The sequence below is a fragment of the Pseudomonas taetrolens genome (assembly GCF_900475285.1).
GTDB classification, from domain to species: Bacteria; Pseudomonadota; Gammaproteobacteria; order Pseudomonadales; family Pseudomonadaceae; genus Aquipseudomonas; species Aquipseudomonas taetrolens.
Genome location: NZ_LS483370.1, coordinates 1,795,416 through 1,810,717, shown reverse-complemented (window position 1 = coordinate 1,810,717; position 15,302 = coordinate 1,795,416). Strand labels below are relative to the sequence as shown.

The following is a 15,302-nucleotide window of genomic DNA, read 5'->3' as shown; positions in this document are numbered from 1 at the left end:
ATGGGTGCGATAATGCTATCAGCTTTGCTCTCGGGGTTACTTATTTCCTCATCAATCAGTTAGTTATGTACTTTGTCCACTAAAGCGGATGCCTTAATCCACGGCATCATTGCCCGCAACTGCTCACCAACAGTTTCGATTGGGTGGCGTTTTAGTTGGTTTCTGCGCGCGGTGAGTAGCGAATTTCCTGCCTTGCTTTCGAGAATGAATTGCTTGGCGTACGAGCCGTCCTGGATGAAGGCGAGAACCTCACGCATGGCCTGCTTGGTTTCAGCGGTAACAATCTTCGGTCCGGAGACATATTCGCCAAACTCAGCATTATTGGAAATGCTGTAGTTCATGTTAGAAATACCGCCTTCATAGAGCAGATCAACAATCAGTTTTAGCTCATGCAGACATTCGAAATAGGCAAGCTCAGGCGAGTAACCAGCCTCCACCAATACCTCAAAACCTCCCTTGATCAGCTCTACAGCACCTCCACACAATACGACTTGCTCACCAAAAAGATCGGTCTCTGTCTCTTCTCGAAAATCCGTCTCAATAATGCCTGCTTTTCCGCAACCGATGGCCGAGGCATACGACAATGCCAGTTCCTTTGCGAGATCAGAGACATTCTGGGAAATGGCGATCAATGCTGGCACTCCACCACCTGCCGCGAAGGTCGAGCGTACGGTATGACCGGGTGCTTTAGGGGCAACCATGAACACATCGAGATCACTGCGAGGCGTGACCTGACCATAGTGAACGTTGAAGCCATGGGCGAAGACCAGTGCCGCGCCCTTGCGGATGGCTGGCTCCACATCATTGGTATAAACCTCTGCAATCGATTCGTCTGGAATCAGCATGACAACCAGATCCGCACCACTTACCGCCTCACCTATTTCCATGACAGGCAGACCAGATGCTGCGGCCTTTGTCCAGGAAGCTCCACCTGCTCTTAACCCGACAACGACGTCGATTCCACTGTCGCGTAAGTTCAGCGCCTGAGCATGCCCCTGCGAGCCATAGCCGATGACAGCTACCCGTCGGCTTTCCAGCAAGGCCAGATCAGTATCTTTGTCGTAGAACACTTTCATTGGTATTCCCCTTATGAATTCTATACTCTACATACCGTGTTCTGTATACAGATAATTCATTCTTGGCTCGGACACCAAGATTGTCAAGCCACCCCGTTGGAATCATTTTGGAGAACATGGACAATGACCATCGCAATCAAACCAACGAAGGCACCCCTGAACGTCATGACAACGAAGCTGCAGAGAATTCAAGCGCGCCCCGACTACGTTGATGAAGTCTACAAAGCTCTTCTAGACGCGATTAGTGACGGGACCATGGCCCCCGGTGTTCGATTCACTCAAGAAGAGATTGCGGAACAAATGCATGTTTCTCGATCCCCCGTCCTCCAAGCCATTCGTCTGTTAAAAAAGGACGGGTTGGTTCAAGACGCCCCAGGTAAAGGGGTATTGGTGACACCATTGACCGTTACCTCTATCAGCAACCTTTATCTGATAAGGGGAGCGCTGGATAATTTAGCGGCAAAAATGGCAGCTGAAAGACGTCACCAGATGGATCCCATGATCATTGAAAATGGCCGGCTCGCTGCCCAAGGGAAAGATCTCAAAGCAATGGTTGACGCTGATGTCGCCTTCCATCACGACATTTACGCAGCTTCGGGAAATCCGCTAATTGCCGAGAGTGCCCAAGTCTATTGGGTGCACCTGCGTCGGGCGATGGGAACAGTGCTGCAATCTTCTGCTTCTCAGCGTCAGTCAATCTGGGACGAGCATGAGGCAATCGCCAAGGCGATTGCGGATGGTGACTCGAAAAGGGCTGGCGAGCTTTCTGATGTCCACACCACAAAAGCACGAGAATACCTTGCCTCACAACTTGATGAGTATTTAGAGCAGCGAGAACGCCAAATCCAGTAATCGTTAGCTGTCGATTTCCAGCCACATCTCATAATCGCTATTCAGCGTCGATAACCCTCGGCGTCTTCTGGGGGATCGCGGTTGCTAATCGATAATTCGTCCCACACCTTTGCCTGCAAAATCATCGCATTCCAGATTGCCATTCCAAGAGCAAAGTAAGTTACGCGCCTGCTCATCGGCACTGCTTGGACTGAAGTGGTAAACCACAGTCCTGAGCACCGAAAAACAGTGTGGTGTTGGCTCACATTTCAAATGGCTCCATGAATGCGTTAGCCTCTTGGAAGCTAAGGGCATTGTTGGCAAAACTGAAAGTGCCCATGGTTTTTACCTCATGCGCTGCACGGATAAACTCACCCATTGCAGCCCTGGCAAATGAACTACCCAGACTGATCCTTCGAACACCAACCCCTGCAAGCTCACCCACAGAAAATGTAGAGTCTGCCAATCCGACTACCACGTTGAGTGGTTTTTGTAACGCTTCACAAACAAGCTGGATAGCATTCAAGTTGGGTAGCCCGGGAGCGAATAAAATGTCTGCTCCAGCACTTTCAAATGCGATGAGCCGGCGGATTGTATCGTCCAGATCATTTATCCCAGCACTGAAATTTTCAGCACGAGCCACAAATACAAAAGGGACCGACAAGCTGCGCGCAGCCTCAACCCCAGCGATAACGCGTTCCAGCGCATGCTCGAACTCGTAAACTGGCGATTGTCGGTCTCCAGTGGCATCTTCGATTGAACCGCCAACAAGCCCAATTTCAGCAGCCATGCAAATAGTTCTGGACACCTCTTCAGGTGAATCTCCAAATCCGTTTTCCAGGTCTGCGCTGACTGGTAAATGGGTTGCCTCAACGATGCTTTGAGCATTGGCGAGTATCTCCCTCCGCGACAGGGCGCCTTCCGCATCTCGACGGCCCAGACTAAACGCCAGACCTGCACTCGTCGTAGCTAATGCCTCAAACCCCATGGCGGTCAGAACTCTTGCGCTGCCGGCATCCCACGGATTTGGCAGGATAAGTGGCTGTTTGCGCAAATGAAGTGCTTGAAACGCCATGGCTTTATCAAGATTCTGCATTAAGGCTTCCTATTATTTGATCCAGGCAACCGCTAGGTTAGCCCTGGATGTCCATTAGCGCCGAGCGCTTTAACAGGAGCATCATCGATTACAGAACAAAGGGCATTTCGGATCGTCCCGGACTTTCTAGACACTCAGCCATTGCTCATATGGGAAACAAGCGGGCTGAGTGACTGGGGACGACAACGTCTTTCTGTATTCAGCCAGGTCGGGAAATGCCGTGATGGCGCAGTTTGCGATACAGCGTGTTGCGGCTGATCCCGAGGCGCTCGGCAACATGGGCGATATGCCAGTGTTCTGCCTCAATCAATGAAAGCAGCGTTTGCCGTTCGGATACGCCAAGCGGGTTTTCGGTCAGCGCGACTGCCTCGGGTGTTGTCGGCAGCAACTCTGCCAAGTCGTCTAGCGTGACACGCCCTTCCAACGCCAACGCTACCAGTGTGCGCAGACACGTACGCAGCTGCCGGACATTTCCCGGCCAAGGATGCGTCAACAAGCGATCTCTAACACCCGCCTCCAGCCGGACCCTTTCATCTTTAGCCTCTTCACGCAGCAGAAGGTCGATCAGACGGCCCTTGTCTGATCGTTCGCGAAGCGGCGGGAGTTGTACGGCAAAACCAGCAACTCGATAGAAAAGATCCTCGCGAAAGCGCCCTTCGGCTACACAGGTGTGAAGATCCTGGTTACTGGCACTGATGAGACGTACGTCGAGCGGAGTCGCCGTCGCGCCGCCGAGCGGTACGACCTGCCGCTCCTCCAGCACACGCAGCAGGCGAGTCTGTAAAGCCAGTGGCATATCGGCGATTTCATCGAGGAACAGAATGCCGCCATGGGCCTGCTCCAGCTTACCTATCATCCCGTCCTTGCGTGCGCCGGTGAAACTGCCTCCGCGATAACCAAACAGCTCGCTTTCGATCAGCGTTTCTGGAATGGCCGCGCAATTGATCGCGACAAAGGGCTGGCTCGCGCGTGTGCTGGCGCGATGCAGTGCCGCTGCAAAAGCTTCTTTACCGGTACCGGTCTCCCCTTGTAAAAACACTGGTACGTCACGCTCCAACACACGCAGCGCGCGCGCAAAGCCTCGTTGCAAACGCGGGTCTTCCAGGCACACACGCACATCGTTGATTTCGGAAGAGGCAGGCGTGGCTAGAGGCGTCCGGCGTATAGGCTCTCGCAGCTGCCCATAGAGCAAACGTCCGTCAACCAGCCGTATTGGCCAACAGACACTCGGATGTTCGCTGCCTTGACTCAGCACATGGTCAATAGGCGTTTCCAAAAACGTCGTCAACGCTTGCCCGACCACGTCGCCACGGCTGAGCCCCAACAGCTCCAGCGCAGCATGGTTGACTGAGCAAATACGGGCACTCTCGTCAAAACTGAGCAGGCCTTCACCCAGTAGTCCAACGAAGCCTGCCTCAGGGTGGAAGCGCAGCAAATATCGTTGCGGATCATGCCCCAAGAAAAAACAGCTCTCGATCAAATTGGCTGATAGTTGAGTCAACGCCATAGCTTTGAAGTGCTGCTGAAGACTTTGCTCCTCCCGCACAGAAGAGAGGTTCAGCACGGCAAGCAACTCTCCGCCCGCATCAAATACCGGGCTCGCAGAACAGGTCAAGCCAACGTGTTTGCCCCGGAAATGCTCATCACGACGGATGGTTACATGCTGCCGTTCGACCAGGCAGGTACCGACACCATTGGTTCCCTCGTAATCTTCGCTCCATACCGAGCCAAGCCACAGCCCGGAACGCTGGAACTCGGCTCGCTCGGATTCATTGAACACACTGTCGATCGCAACACCGCGCGCATCGGTGAGGAGCACCACGTGGCCGTCACGCCCGAGCTGTTGGTGCAAACTGCTCATTTGCCAATGCGCCACAGTAATCATGTGTTCCAGTGGCGCACGGTGATCCTGCAAGCGTGGTTGTTCAACCACGTTAGGCGAACGGCGGCTGGCCGGATCGAGCTGATACTGATCGAGGCACCGACGCCAGGATCGGGTAATGGCCAGGTCCGCTATAGGGTTGTGGTTGCCAATAGTGCCCTGCACGGCTTGCAGCACTTGCTGTGCATGGGCGTTGATCAAGGCCGGCTTCATTGTTCTTGTTCTCCGCTACGATCAGGACACGGGTCTGTTCGCAGCTTATATGAAAAGACTGCAACGAGCGCTCTCAACACCGCGTGACACTCTGTCATTCCCCCTTCTCAGATTCGTGACAGAGTTTCGGCTCAAAGCCTCGGCAGTACCGCAGCAATACCGCAGCTACGGCTCTGCAACGGGGCTTTCGCAAAGATGGCCCGCACCTTGCTCAAGGGTAAGTTGTTACAAAAACAACAAGAACGGGAGAAGCCCCATGAACATCGCTATCAAACCACCTCTGCAAGCGCCAACTGATCAGCTCGCGGCTTGGGTCGAAAACCTCAACGAACGTCTCGTCCAACGTGATCTGGATGGTGCACTCGAACTATTTGCCGAAGAGTGTTACTGGCGTGACCTGCTGCTTTTCAGCTGGAACTTAGTGACCCTGGAAAACAAGCCTGCCATCCGGGAGATGCTGGAAACACGCCTCGACCAGACTCGCCCTGAAAAGTGGAAAGTAGAAGGTGAAGCAACGCTGAATAACGGTGTGCTCGAAGGCTGGATCAGTCTGGAAACCGAAGCGGCGCGGGCTAAAGGTTACGTGCGTCTCAAGGAAGGCCTGTGCTGGACGCTGCTGACGAGCATGCGCGAACTCAAAGGGTTTGAAGAACCCAGCGGCCGCCGTCGCCCAATGGGTGCGAGTCATGGTCACGCCCACGCTGACAAGCGCAACTGGCTGGAGCGCCGACGCGATGAAGAGGCTTCGCTGGGTATTACCACCCAACCCTATTGCCTGATCGTGGGCGGCGGTCAAGGGGGGCTGGGGCTCGCCGCGCGGCTCAAGCGAATGGGCGTTCCAACCCTGATCGTCGACAAGGCTGAGCGTCCTGGCGATCAGTGGCGGGGCCGCTACAAGTCGCTGTGTCTGCACGACCCCGTCTGGTATGACCATATGCCTTACCTGCCCTTCCCCGATCACTGGCCAGTCTTTACACCAAAAGACCAGATTGGCGACTGGCTGGAAATGTACACCAAAATCATGGAACTCAATTACTGGCCGCGCACAGAATGCGTGAGCGCCAGCTTTGACAATCACAGTGGCACCTGGAGAGTTGAAGTACAGCGCGATGGCGAGCGCATCACCTTACAACCTACGCAATTGATCCTCGCCACCGGTATGTCCGGCGTGCCCAATATCCCTACTTACCCGGGGGCCGAGGTTTTCAATGGCCAACAGCATCATTCCAGTCGTCATCCCGGCGGAGATGCATGGAGTGGCAAGCGCGCGGTGGTAATCGGAGCGAACAATTCGGCTCACGATATCTGCGCTGATTTGGTGGAGAACGGCGCCGAGGTGACCATGGTGCAACGCTCGAGCACCCACATCGTGCGCTCCGACAGCTTAATGGATCTCGTCTTCGGCGGGCTCTACTCAGAAGACGCCCTCGAGACGGGTTTGACCACGGACAAGGCTGACATGCTGTTCGCCTCGATCCCCTACAAGGTGATGCCCAGCTTTCACCAACCAGTCTTTGACATGATCAAGGAGCGTGACAAGGACTTCTACGAGCGCCTGTCCAAAGCCGGCTTCATGCTCGACTTCGGTGACGACGACTCTGGCCTTTTCATGAAATACGTGCGTCGTGGCTCTGGTTACTACATCGACGTCGGTGCCTCAGAACTGATCGCGAATGGCACGATCAAACTCAAAAGCGCGCCTGGCCTGGGTGTCGAGCGCATCGAAGCAGATGCCGTCGTACTCAACGATGGCAGCCGGCTCCCGGCAGACTTGATCGTCTATGCCACGGGCTATGGCTCAATGAATGGTTGGGCAGCGAAGCTGATTTCCCAGGAAGTAGCTGACAAGGTCGGCCGCTGTTGGGGCTTAGGTTCCGGAACCACGAATGATCCAGGCCCCTACGAGGGCGAACTGCGGAACATGTGGAAGCCAACGCAGCAGGAAAACCTCTGGTTCCACGGTGGCAACCTGCATCAGTCACGGCATTATTCGCTGTATCTGGCGCTGCAGTTAAAGGCGCGCTTCGAAGACATCGACACTTCCGTCTACGGCCTTGCCGAGAGTCACCACACTGGCTGAGTCAAATGGCGCCCGACCATGGTCGGGCGCCACGCCACAATGCAGCGGATACAGCCTGGTCGTAGAGATTGATGGCTGGCAGCAATCTATGGCGTCTGCCGAGGGCGCAGGGCCATTACACCTTTTTCTTAATTACAAGCAACCCGCCACAGTTGATCCAGGCGCGTGGTATAGCCCTGACTCATCATTTCCCGGCGCATGCCCCAGTCCGGTTTGCCTGGAACGCTGGCGGCGCGCAGCGTCCCCCTTCCCCAGCGGCCATTGATCTCGTCCAGCACCGCCATCACCCTTGAGGCTTCAGCGGGCTGGTTAACGGCAAACAGATCATCCGAAAATTCGCCTGGCTGCCTGAGGTCCAGGAGCAGGACCTCCGCCTTGCTGTACCTGAACCCCTGCTGAAAGACATGGTCCAGCGCATCGACCGCAGCCTTGGTCAGCAGCCGCACGTCATCAGTCGGATACGGCAACGTCACCACCACCCCTTTGGCGTATTTGGCTTCGTCCGGATTGAACATGCCGGTACGGATGCTGACCCTTATCTTCTTGCAGTAGGACTTCTGCGCCCGGAGTTTTTCAGAGGCACGCATCATGTAGGTGGCCACCGCCTCTTTGATCGGCGCCAGCTCGGTCAGTCGCTTGCCAAACATGCGGCTGCAGCAGATCTCCTGCTTCGGCGGATCAGGTTCGTCCAGCTCCAGGCATGGCGTCCCTGATAATTCTCGTGCCGTTTTCTCCACGACCACGCTGAACTTCTTGCGCAGTGTCCACGGATCCGTTTTGGCCAGGTCCATGGCGGTGCGGATGCCCATGTTTTCAAAGTGAACCACCATTCGCCGCCCTACCCCCCACACCTCGGACACCGCCGTATTGCGCAACACCCAGTCGCGCTCATGGTCGCCGCAGAGATTCACCACCCCTCCCGTATGAGTCTGGAGACGCTTGGCAGTGTAATTGGCGAGTTTGGCCAGCGTCTTGGTGTGGCCGATACCGACCCCTACAGGAATGCCGGTGTACTTGATAATGTTGGCGCGTAACTGCCGGCCCATTGCACCGACATCCGCAATCCCGGTCAGGTCAGCAAACGCCTCATCGATGCTGTAAACCTCAACCGCCGGCACCATTGACTCAATCAGGCTCATGACGCGCTCGCTCATGTCCCCATACAGCGCATAGTTCGATGAAAACGCAACGATCCCCAACCCCTCTAGACGATGCTTGATCTGAAAATAGGGTTCGCCCATTTTGATATGCTGCTTGGCGTCATAACTGCGCGCGATCACACAGCCGTCGTTGTTACTCAGCACCACGATCGGGACTTTGGCCAGGTCAGGCCGGAAGACACGCTCGCAGCTGGCATAGAAGCAGTTGCAGTCAATCAGTGCGAAAACCGGCTTGGGCTTAATGACCATGGCTGCGCACGCTGTAAGTCACCACACCCCAGATCGACAGATCGTCGCCTTCCATGATGTGCCTGTCCGGGTATTGGGCGTTTTCAGACTTGAGGATCACATCCTTCCCGCGCATGCACAGACGCTTGCAGATCGGATCATTGTTCAACAGCGCCACCACAACATGACCGTGAGCGGGCTCAATAGAGCGATCAATGACCGCCAGATCACCTGAAAAAATCCCGATCCCTTGCATGCTGTCGCCGTCAATTGACGCGAGATAGACATGCGGCGCACGCACGTTAAACACCTGGTCCAGGGAAATGACCTGCTCAATGTGATCCGCAGCGGGAGACGGGAAACCGGCCGGAATCTTGAACGAGCACAGCGGCAAGCCTATCCCGCCTTCAGCAAGAGGACCCAAAAGTGTGAAGCTCATGACGCACGCCTTCATTAAACTGTATGAATATACAGTTAACGGCGTAGGAAGATTCTGGTCAATATTTCTGTCAGAGATTACGACGAGAGGAGCGCCGAGGCCTTTAACCCCGGCAAGCGGCCATCACAACGTGCCAACGATTTGTGCAGTGCCAAGCCTGGCTACGGATCAATGTCACCGGAGAGTTTGGCCAGACAACAAAAATGGCCCACCTTGCGGTGAGCATCACCTGATCGGCTATTTTTACGGGAGCAAGCAGTTACACATGTTCCGCTGCCAACATTGACCTGAACTGAGAAATGATCTCTGACGACAGCCCGGCAGCTTCGAATACTGCGCAGGTGAAGCTAACGGGTGCAGGGCCTGGAGCAGTTATGATGCGGTCTGCAACCACCGCTACAGAACTGTTTCGATAAAACGCGTGCCCTGCATAACCTGCGGCATTCTCTTGTAAGAAGTCAGCGCTGTTCGAGGTATGAGGAATCGTGTCGAGAAGACCGGCCCTCGCAAGCGCCAACGTTCCCCCGCAGATACCGGCAAGTGTCGCTCCACGTGAACGGCAAGCATGCAGAAAATCTCGAATATCCGGGGCTTCTGCACTTTCCCAGACCATTGCTCCAATAACGACAGCAACGTCCGGTTTCCAGTCCAGGCATTGTTGCAAGCTGCTATCGATCGTGACAGCCAACCCGCCCTGCGAGTGGATCTGTCCCGTAGCAGCAGCAAAAAACCTGACGTCGATCCCGTAAAACGGGGACCCGGTTCCAGCAATGAAAGCATATTCCCAGTCCGCAAAACCGGGGCGATTCACTCAGCATATCTCTGCCCCTCAACCATCATCCACATAACTACGAGAATGGACTCCGTGAATTCGTTACTTCTTGCAGGGAAATGCACCCGCATAGGCGATTAAAGTTAGGGCTGCCGCAGGAAGATGTAGTTGGTCTGGGTGTTCCAGCATGTACTTCACAACGATCCTTGCTTTCTGGATATTTGTAGTTCCATTGGCTGGGTAGCAGGTTTTCATGCCTGGCTTTACCGAATCATTCAATATGATTACTGCTCCCTCTACACCCTCAACGATGCCAGTGCACTGACCCACATCGAAAGGAGATACATCCTTGGCACCGTCGGAATACCTAATTGTCGTTTAACAAGCACTAAGCAGCCCATTTCCGTCCAAGGCCACAGCACTGCCGCTTGCCAACAGCCCAACCAGTGCAATAGCCCCAATCCATGCCTTCATGCTGAATCCCTTATGAGTGAGTTTCTCATGCTGCTGGCAGTTATGATTGACCAAGCATCACGCTACACACTCAGCCGAGTGCAAGACGCTAGAGGCCACACTACATCAAGCGGTGCAATTCTGTGCACAGCACCTCGCACAGCTCCTTCAATCTACCCGTTGAACCCATCAAGCCTTGCATCCGAAATCATTGCCAACTGCTTACCGTTGTAGCACTGACGATTGAACATAAGCATTGCGTCGTTTAGCTGACCAGCTCTATGAGTATCAATCCGTGATGCAATTAGGTTCGCCTCTACCTCGCTTGCGCCATCACTTCGTGAAGCCAAGTAGACATAAGCACGTACTGCCTTTTTGCCCCTGCTCATGCTGAACACGAACAGCCCAATGACGACTGCAATTACTACGACGACAATTTCCATTCAGCATGATGCTCCGTGATTTATAAAACGCCACAAGGCCACCCAAAGTAGGGTCTGCAGGAGTACCGGCTACCCATCCAACTCTTTCAGTTCAGGCACGCCGAAACTACAAGTGCAAAAGCTGAGAATGCTAATTCTCCCTACTGAAACCAACTCCAGACAGATCGCACCGCCACGCACTCACTACTTGCTCAGCAACATGTCAACTAACGGCACTACGATTGAGATCAGGAGGGCTATTGCGGACAAGACGGTCGCCCATTGGAATTTGCTGTTTTCCTCTTGCAACCCCGCAAGCACAGATGCAAGAAGCGGGAAGTTTACGCAGTGCCTGTCAACCCCTACACCCAACGAGAAGAATGCGACCCTGCTACCACCTTCTCTTTTATAGCCGTACCTCTCCTCCAAGTGGTAGTAGAGCCTTCCAAAAACGATGTCACTATCCACGCCCAACTCCCTAGCAATCATCTTACAGTCGATGGGCACATGAATTTTACCCACCCGACCGTTTTGAACGTCGGGCTCCTGTGTGAAGCTCTGAAACTCGTCGTAGTACAGCTTGTAGATTACGTCGAGAATCTTAAGATCTGAGGGAGGCTTCATGCGATACATCCTTGTGAGTAAGAATCCAGCTTACCGCATTACATCGGACGTGCTTACTCACACCATCCCACCTTAATTCAGCCGCCTCGCCATACTCAAAACACCTTTCAACGGCATTCACATTGCCCTGTGTGAACGAACCCGATATTTTGTGAACGTTCTGCATGAAATCCAAGACAACAAAAAAGGGCCCACCTTTCGGTGAGCCCTTCTAGACCGCCCAGCAGAGCGGATTTTGTTTGGTAGGCGCGATTGGACTCGAACCAACGACCCCCACCATGTCAAGGTGGTGCTCTAACCAACTGAGCTACGTGCCTGCTGTGGGGTCGCATTCTATAGATTTGCGGAGGGGTGTCAACACCTTTTTTGCAGCTAACCCTATGAATAGTCGAATTTTTTATTTGATAGGCAAAAAAGCGTCGTCCGGGGTGGCTGGCGGGGGGATTTCAACTCAGGTAGCATCGGCGGCACTCGTAAAAAATATAAAACAGAGGCTGCAGAATGTCGAACACTCCCTACCCCCAGTCCTACTATGCAGCTTCGGCCAATCCGGTTCCTGAGCGCCCTGCCCTGCAAAATGATGTCGAGACAGACGTTTGTGTGATCGGTGCCGGTTATACCGGGCTGTCGAGCGCGCTGTTTTTGCTGGAGAGCGGTTTCAAGGTGACGGTACTGGAAGCGGCCAAAGTGGGGTTTGGCGCGTCGGGTCGTAATGGCGGGCAGATCGTTAACAGCTATAGCCGCGACATAGATGTGATCGAGCGAACGGTGGGGGCCAGGCAAGCGCAGTTGTTGGGGCAGATGGCTTTTGAGGGCGGGAAGATCATTCGCGATCGCGTCGCCAAGTATCAGATCCAGTGCGACCTGAAAGACGGCGGTGTGTTTGCAGCCATCACCAGCAAGCAGATGGGGCACCTGGAAGCGCAGAAGAAGCTCTGGGAGCGTTATGGCAATACTCACCTGGAGCTGCTGGATCAGCGCCGGATTCGTGAGGTCGTCGCCTGTGATCACTATCAGGGCGGGCTGCTGGACATGAGTGGCGGGCATATTCACCCGCTCAATCTGGCGCTGGGCGAGGCGGCGGCGGTTGAATCCCTGGGTGGCACGATTTACGAGCAGTCACCGGCCATTCGCATTGAGCGCGGCGCCAACCCGGTGGTGCACACGCCGCAGGGCAAGGTCCGGGCCAAGTTCATCATCGTGGCGGGCAATGCGTATCTGGGCAATCTGGTCCCTGAGCTGGCCTCCAAATCCATGCCGTGCGGCACACAGGTGATCACCACCGAACCGCTGGGCGAAGAACTGGCCAGCACCCTGCTGCCACAGGACTATTGCGTCGAAGACTGTAACTACCTGCTCGATTACTATCGCCTGTCCGGTGACAAGCGCCTGATCTTTGGCGGCGGGGTGGTGTACGGCGCGCGGGACCCGGCCAATATCGAGGCGATTATTCGCCCGAAAATGCTCAAGGCATTCCCGCAACTCAAGGACGTGAAAATTGACTACGCATGGACGGGCAACTTCCTGCTGACATTGTCACGCCTGCCTCAGGTCGGGCGCATCGGTGACAACATCTATTACTCGCAAGGCTGCAGTGGCCATGGCGTGACGTACACCCATCTGGCAGGCAAGGTGCTGGCCGAGGCCTTGCGGGGTCAGGCGGAACGTTTCGATGCCTTTGCTGACCTGCCGCATTACCCGTTCCCCGGCGGACAACTGTTGCGTACGCCGCTGACTGCGCTAGGTGCGTGGTACTACAGCCTGCGCGACAAGTTCGGCTTTTAAGCTAAGCGCCTGCGCACCCTCGCGGTCACCGCTTCAATCACGGCGACCGTCAGGGGCGTGCCTCCAGGGTCCGAATAGCCCGGGCCGCAGCCTGCTCCTGGCCTGCACGGGACAATTCGCTGGCGGCTGTCAGCCAGCGAGCCTTATCGACGTCGGCCGGCAACTGATCCGGCGACATGATCAGCACCGCCCAATTGCCGGCATCTGCCCAGGCCGCTTCAAATGCCTTGAAGCCCATCAGTCGGCGACGGTCCATGCCGGCCCGCAACAACACCGTCTGCTTCGCGCGGTTGTAGCCCACCAGCATGGCGTAGCGCGGTTCGGACCAGATTCTGCCTTCGCTGAATCGCAGCATCACAGGGTACCCCGCCGCCACTTGAGTCAGCAACGCCTGCATGGATGTGTCCAGCGGATACACCATCAGCCCGTACTCGGCGGCCAGTCGTTCCATATTGCCTTGTAATGAAGCCTCCGCCTCTGGCAGCTTCAAGGGCTTGAGCAGCAGTCCCGGGGTCATCCTGATCCGTTGCTCGCCGAGCATGCTGGCCAAGACATGCGGGCCACTTTGGTGGGCATTCCCCCGAAAAAAAGGCACCCCATTGAGTTCGACCCTTTCCGGCAAACCTCGAATTTTCGGTGGCTCGACACTGGCACAACCCATCACCGCCACAGCACAGGCGGCCACCAGCCACTGCCGCACGGATCTCAAACCAATCACTCCCTGCATGTTCCCTCGCTTGAATGAACCCGGACGGCCCGACATGGCTGCTGATCATAGGACGCGAACTGAAAGAGGTATACCCTTACCCCACAGCAGGACTGTTCAGATAGAGCAAATCAGTTAGTCCCACGCGACCTTTGGTCAATAGACTGCAACGCTGCTCAGGCTAGACTGTCCACTGCTTAGACATGTGTTGTGCCCGTTGTGGGCAAGGGAGGCACTGATGAGCCCGGCATTGACTGTTTTTCTGCTGTTTACCGGCTGGCTGGCCGTTGCCGCCGCCATGCTGTGGGGCGTGATGCGCATCAGCCGTCGCCACCATCACCCTGAATCTCACGTAGAACCTGCTCCAAAAAGCCCCCCTGCCAAATCGGCAGTTGGCGCGGCAAACACCCCAATGTAAAAAGCCGCCTTCCTTATGCAGGAGGGCGGCTTTTGGTGTTCGACTCGAGATTACTTCACCAGAGCAGCCTGGCGTTTTTCGCGAATCTTTCGTGCCACGATGTTCAGTGTCTCAACCGTGGCCGAGAACGCCATCGCCGCATACACATAGCCTTTAGGCACATGGAAGCCGAAACCTTCAGCGATCAGGGTCATGCCGATCATGATCAGGAAAGCCAGGGCCAGCATGACGACGGTCGGGTTCTCATTGATGAACTTGGCCAGAGGCTCGGAGGCCAGCAGCATCACCAACACCGCTACCACAACGGCCACCACCATGATCGGCAAATGCTCGGTCATGCCGACCGCGGTAATGATGCTGTCGATGGAAAACACCATGTCCAGCATCAGAATCTGCCCGATGGCCGCGGCAAAGCCCAACGTCACCGTAGACGTCTTGATGGTAGACTCATCCTCCACCACCGGCTGCATGCTGTGGTGCATTTCACTGGTAGCCTTCCACACCAGGAACAGGCCACCGGCGATCAGGATCATGTCCTTCCACGAGAACGCCTGCCCCAACACCTCAAACACCGGCGTGGTCAACTGTACGATGTAGGCGATGGTGCTGAGCAGACCCAGACGCAAGATGAGCGCCATGCCGATGCCGATGCGCCGCGCCTTGGTGCGGAATTGCGCCGGCAATTTATTGGTCAAAATAGAGATGAAGATCAGGTTGTCGATACCCAGTACGACTTCCATCACGATCAAGGTGGCCAACGCGACCCAAGCGGCGGGACTGACCGCCAGCTCTAAAAGATATTCCATAGGTGTACTCAGACTCTGCGGTAAGACAAATTAAATGGTGTGTGACGACGACTCTTGACGCTCTTGCTCAGGCTGTTCCTTTTCGACTGGCCGGCCTGTGGCATCGTGCAGCGCCTGTTCGGCCGCCTTGTGGGTGTCATCAATCGCCTGCTTGGCCGACTCGGCGGTTTTATCCAGCATCTGTTGTGCAGCCTTTTCAGCCTGATCACAGCCACTGATGACGAAAAGAGCCGTCGCCAACAGTACAGCAACACCTGCGTGCTTAATCTTCATCGTGATTTCCTTCTATAAAATCAGCAGTCAACAACATG

At 55.2% G+C, this 15,302-nt stretch carries 16 protein-coding genes and 1 tRNA gene; 4 read left to right on the top strand and 13 right to left on the bottom strand.

The features are described 5' to 3' along the window. Nucleotides 1–59 precede the first annotated feature (59 nt). Nucleotides 60–1,076, bottom strand: coding sequence for a ketol-acid reductoisomerase (ilvC, locus tag DQN55_RS08475; RefSeq protein WP_048383285.1), 1,017 nt, complete (start codon nt 1,074–1,076; stop codon nt 60–62). Nucleotides 1,077–1,199: 123 nt separating this feature from the next. On the opposite strand from ilvC, the gene DQN55_RS08470 reads away from it, so the two are divergent. After that, nucleotides 1,200–1,928: a GntR family transcriptional regulator gene (locus tag DQN55_RS08470; RefSeq protein ID WP_197714159.1), complete on the top strand. Its 729-nt coding sequence runs from the start codon at nt 1,200–1,202 to the stop codon at nt 1,926–1,928. A gap of 241 nt (nt 1,929–2,169) precedes the next feature. Here DQN55_RS08470 and DQN55_RS08465 read toward each other — a convergent pair whose 3' ends face one another. Both DQN55_RS08465 and DQN55_RS08460 read right to left on the bottom strand, forming a co-directional pair. Further along, a complete protein-coding gene (locus DQN55_RS08465; RefSeq protein WP_048383284.1) occupies nt 2,170–3,003 on the bottom strand; it encodes an isocitrate lyase/PEP mutase family protein in 834 nt (277 codons plus the stop codon). A 199-nt stretch (nt 3,004–3,202) separates the two neighbouring features. Beyond that, nucleotides 3,203–5,098, bottom strand: a complete 1,896-nt coding sequence (locus DQN55_RS08460; RefSeq protein ID WP_048383283.1) for a sigma-54-dependent Fis family transcriptional regulator — start codon at nt 5,096–5,098, stop codon at nt 3,203–3,205. Between the two features lie 256 nt (nt 5,099–5,354). Between DQN55_RS08460 and DQN55_RS08455 the strand changes: the two genes are divergently transcribed. Next, nucleotides 5,355–7,178 carry a flavin-containing monooxygenase gene (locus tag DQN55_RS08455; RefSeq protein ID WP_082150772.1) on the top strand — a complete coding sequence of 608 codons (1,824 nt, stop codon included), beginning with the start codon at nt 5,355–5,357 and terminating at the stop codon, nt 7,176–7,178. A 128-nt stretch (nt 7,179–7,306) separates the two neighbouring features. Here the strand turns inward: DQN55_RS08455 and umuC are convergent, their stop codons facing one another. From umuC to DQN55_RS08425, 7 genes are all read right to left on the bottom strand, one after another. Further along, nucleotides 7,307–8,587, bottom strand: coding sequence for a translesion error-prone DNA polymerase V subunit UmuC (gene umuC / locus DQN55_RS08450; protein ID WP_048383282.1), 1,281 nt, complete (start codon nt 8,585–8,587; stop codon nt 7,307–7,309). After that, the gene (locus DQN55_RS08445) at nt 8,577–9,005 is read right to left on the bottom strand and encodes a LexA family protein (protein WP_048383281.1); all 429 of its coding nucleotides are present in this window, start codon (nt 9,003–9,005) and stop codon (nt 8,577–8,579) included. Before DQN55_RS08445 ends, umuC begins: the two co-directional genes overlap by 11 nt. 259 nt (nt 9,006–9,264) lie before the next feature. Further along, nucleotides 9,265–9,816 (bottom strand): DJ-1/PfpI family protein, encoded by a 552-nt coding sequence (locus DQN55_RS08440; protein ID WP_048383280.1) that lies wholly within the window; start codon nt 9,814–9,816, stop codon nt 9,265–9,267. Nucleotides 9,817–9,879: 63 nt separating this feature from the next. Further along, the gene (locus tag DQN55_RS22610) at nt 9,880–10,107 is read right to left on the bottom strand and encodes a Rap1a/Tai family immunity protein (RefSeq protein ID WP_408634585.1); all 228 of its coding nucleotides are present in this window, start codon (nt 10,105–10,107) and stop codon (nt 9,880–9,882) included. Between the two features lie 296 nt (nt 10,108–10,403). Further along, nucleotides 10,404–10,673 (bottom strand): hypothetical protein, encoded by a 270-nt coding sequence (locus tag DQN55_RS08435; RefSeq protein WP_048383279.1) that lies wholly within the window; start codon nt 10,671–10,673, stop codon nt 10,404–10,406. Between the two features lie 183 nt (nt 10,674–10,856). Continuing rightward, nucleotides 10,857–11,276 carry a hypothetical protein gene (locus tag DQN55_RS08430; RefSeq protein ID WP_048383278.1) on the bottom strand — a complete coding sequence of 140 codons (420 nt, stop codon included), beginning with the start codon at nt 11,274–11,276 and terminating at the stop codon, nt 10,857–10,859. A 240-nt stretch (nt 11,277–11,516) separates the two neighbouring features. After that, nucleotides 11,517–11,593 (bottom strand) — tRNA-Val (locus DQN55_RS08425). A gap of 184 nt (nt 11,594–11,777) precedes the next feature. Here DQN55_RS08425 and DQN55_RS08420 point away from each other — a divergent pair. Further along, nucleotides 11,778–13,061 carry an NAD(P)/FAD-dependent oxidoreductase gene (locus tag DQN55_RS08420; RefSeq protein ID WP_048383277.1) on the top strand — a complete coding sequence of 428 codons (1,284 nt, stop codon included), beginning with the start codon at nt 11,778–11,780 and terminating at the stop codon, nt 13,059–13,061. A gap of 49 nt (nt 13,062–13,110) precedes the next feature. Here the strand turns inward: DQN55_RS08420 and DQN55_RS08415 are convergent, their stop codons facing one another. After that, a complete protein-coding gene (locus tag DQN55_RS08415; RefSeq protein WP_048383276.1) occupies nt 13,111–13,788 on the bottom strand; it encodes a lipoprotein in 678 nt (225 codons plus the stop codon). A gap of 217 nt (nt 13,789–14,005) precedes the next feature. Here DQN55_RS08415 and DQN55_RS08410 point away from each other — a divergent pair, with 217 nt between their 5' ends. Further along, nucleotides 14,006–14,185, top strand: a complete 180-nt coding sequence (locus DQN55_RS08410; protein WP_048383275.1) for a hypothetical protein — start codon at nt 14,006–14,008, stop codon at nt 14,183–14,185. Between the two features lie 50 nt (nt 14,186–14,235). On the opposite strand, the gene DQN55_RS08405 is transcribed toward DQN55_RS08410, so the two are convergent. Continuing rightward, nucleotides 14,236–14,991 (bottom strand): TerC family protein, encoded by a 756-nt coding sequence (locus DQN55_RS08405; protein ID WP_048383274.1) that lies wholly within the window; start codon nt 14,989–14,991, stop codon nt 14,236–14,238. 30 nt (nt 14,992–15,021) lie between these two features. Beyond that, the gene (locus DQN55_RS08400; RefSeq protein WP_048383273.1) at nt 15,022–15,264 is read right to left on the bottom strand and encodes a lipoprotein; all 243 of its coding nucleotides are present in this window, start codon (nt 15,262–15,264) and stop codon (nt 15,022–15,024) included. Nucleotides 15,265–15,302: the final 38 nt, after the last annotated feature.

What these genes read in the sequence shown, in the direction of transcription:
- umuC (WP_048383282.1), bottom strand. Translation starts at nt 8,587, where the DNA reads ATGGTCATTAAGCCCAAGCCGGTTTTCGCACTGATTGACTGCAACTGC.
- DQN55_RS08445 (WP_048383281.1), bottom strand. Translation starts at nt 9,005, where the DNA reads ATGAGCTTCACACTTTTGGGTCCTCTTGCTGAAGGCGGGATAGGCTTG.
- DQN55_RS08420 (WP_048383277.1), top strand. Translation starts at nt 11,778, where the DNA reads ATGTCGAACACTCCCTACCCCCAGTCCTACTATGCAGCTTCGGCCAAT.
- DQN55_RS08400 (WP_048383273.1), bottom strand. Translation starts at nt 15,264, where the DNA reads ATGAAGATTAAGCACGCAGGTGTTGCTGTACTGTTGGCGACGGCTCTT.
- DQN55_RS08405 (WP_048383274.1), bottom strand. Translation starts at nt 14,991, where the DNA reads ATGGAATATCTTTTAGAGCTGGCGGTCAGTCCCGCCGCTTGGGTCGCG.
- DQN55_RS08460 (WP_048383283.1), bottom strand. Translation starts at nt 5,098, where the DNA reads ATGAAGCCGGCCTTGATCAACGCCCATGCACAGCAAGTGCTGCAAGCC.
- DQN55_RS08410 (WP_048383275.1), top strand. Translation starts at nt 14,006, where the DNA reads ATGAGCCCGGCATTGACTGTTTTTCTGCTGTTTACCGGCTGGCTGGCC.
- DQN55_RS08430 (WP_048383278.1), bottom strand. Translation starts at nt 11,276, where the DNA reads ATGAAGCCTCCCTCAGATCTTAAGATTCTCGACGTAATCTACAAGCTG.
- DQN55_RS08455 (WP_082150772.1), top strand. Translation starts at nt 5,355, where the DNA reads ATGAACATCGCTATCAAACCACCTCTGCAAGCGCCAACTGATCAGCTC.
- DQN55_RS08465 (WP_048383284.1), bottom strand. Translation starts at nt 3,003, where the DNA reads ATGCAGAATCTTGATAAAGCCATGGCGTTTCAAGCACTTCATTTGCGC.
- DQN55_RS08470 (WP_197714159.1), top strand. Translation starts at nt 1,200, where the DNA reads ATGACCATCGCAATCAAACCAACGAAGGCACCCCTGAACGTCATGACA.
- DQN55_RS08415 (WP_048383276.1), bottom strand. Translation starts at nt 13,788, where the DNA reads ATGCAGGGAGTGATTGGTTTGAGATCCGTGCGGCAGTGGCTGGTGGCC.
- DQN55_RS08435 (WP_048383279.1), bottom strand. Translation starts at nt 10,673, where the DNA reads ATGGAAATTGTCGTCGTAGTAATTGCAGTCGTCATTGGGCTGTTCGTG.
- ilvC (WP_048383285.1), bottom strand. Translation starts at nt 1,076, where the DNA reads ATGAAAGTGTTCTACGACAAAGATACTGATCTGGCCTTGCTGGAAAGC.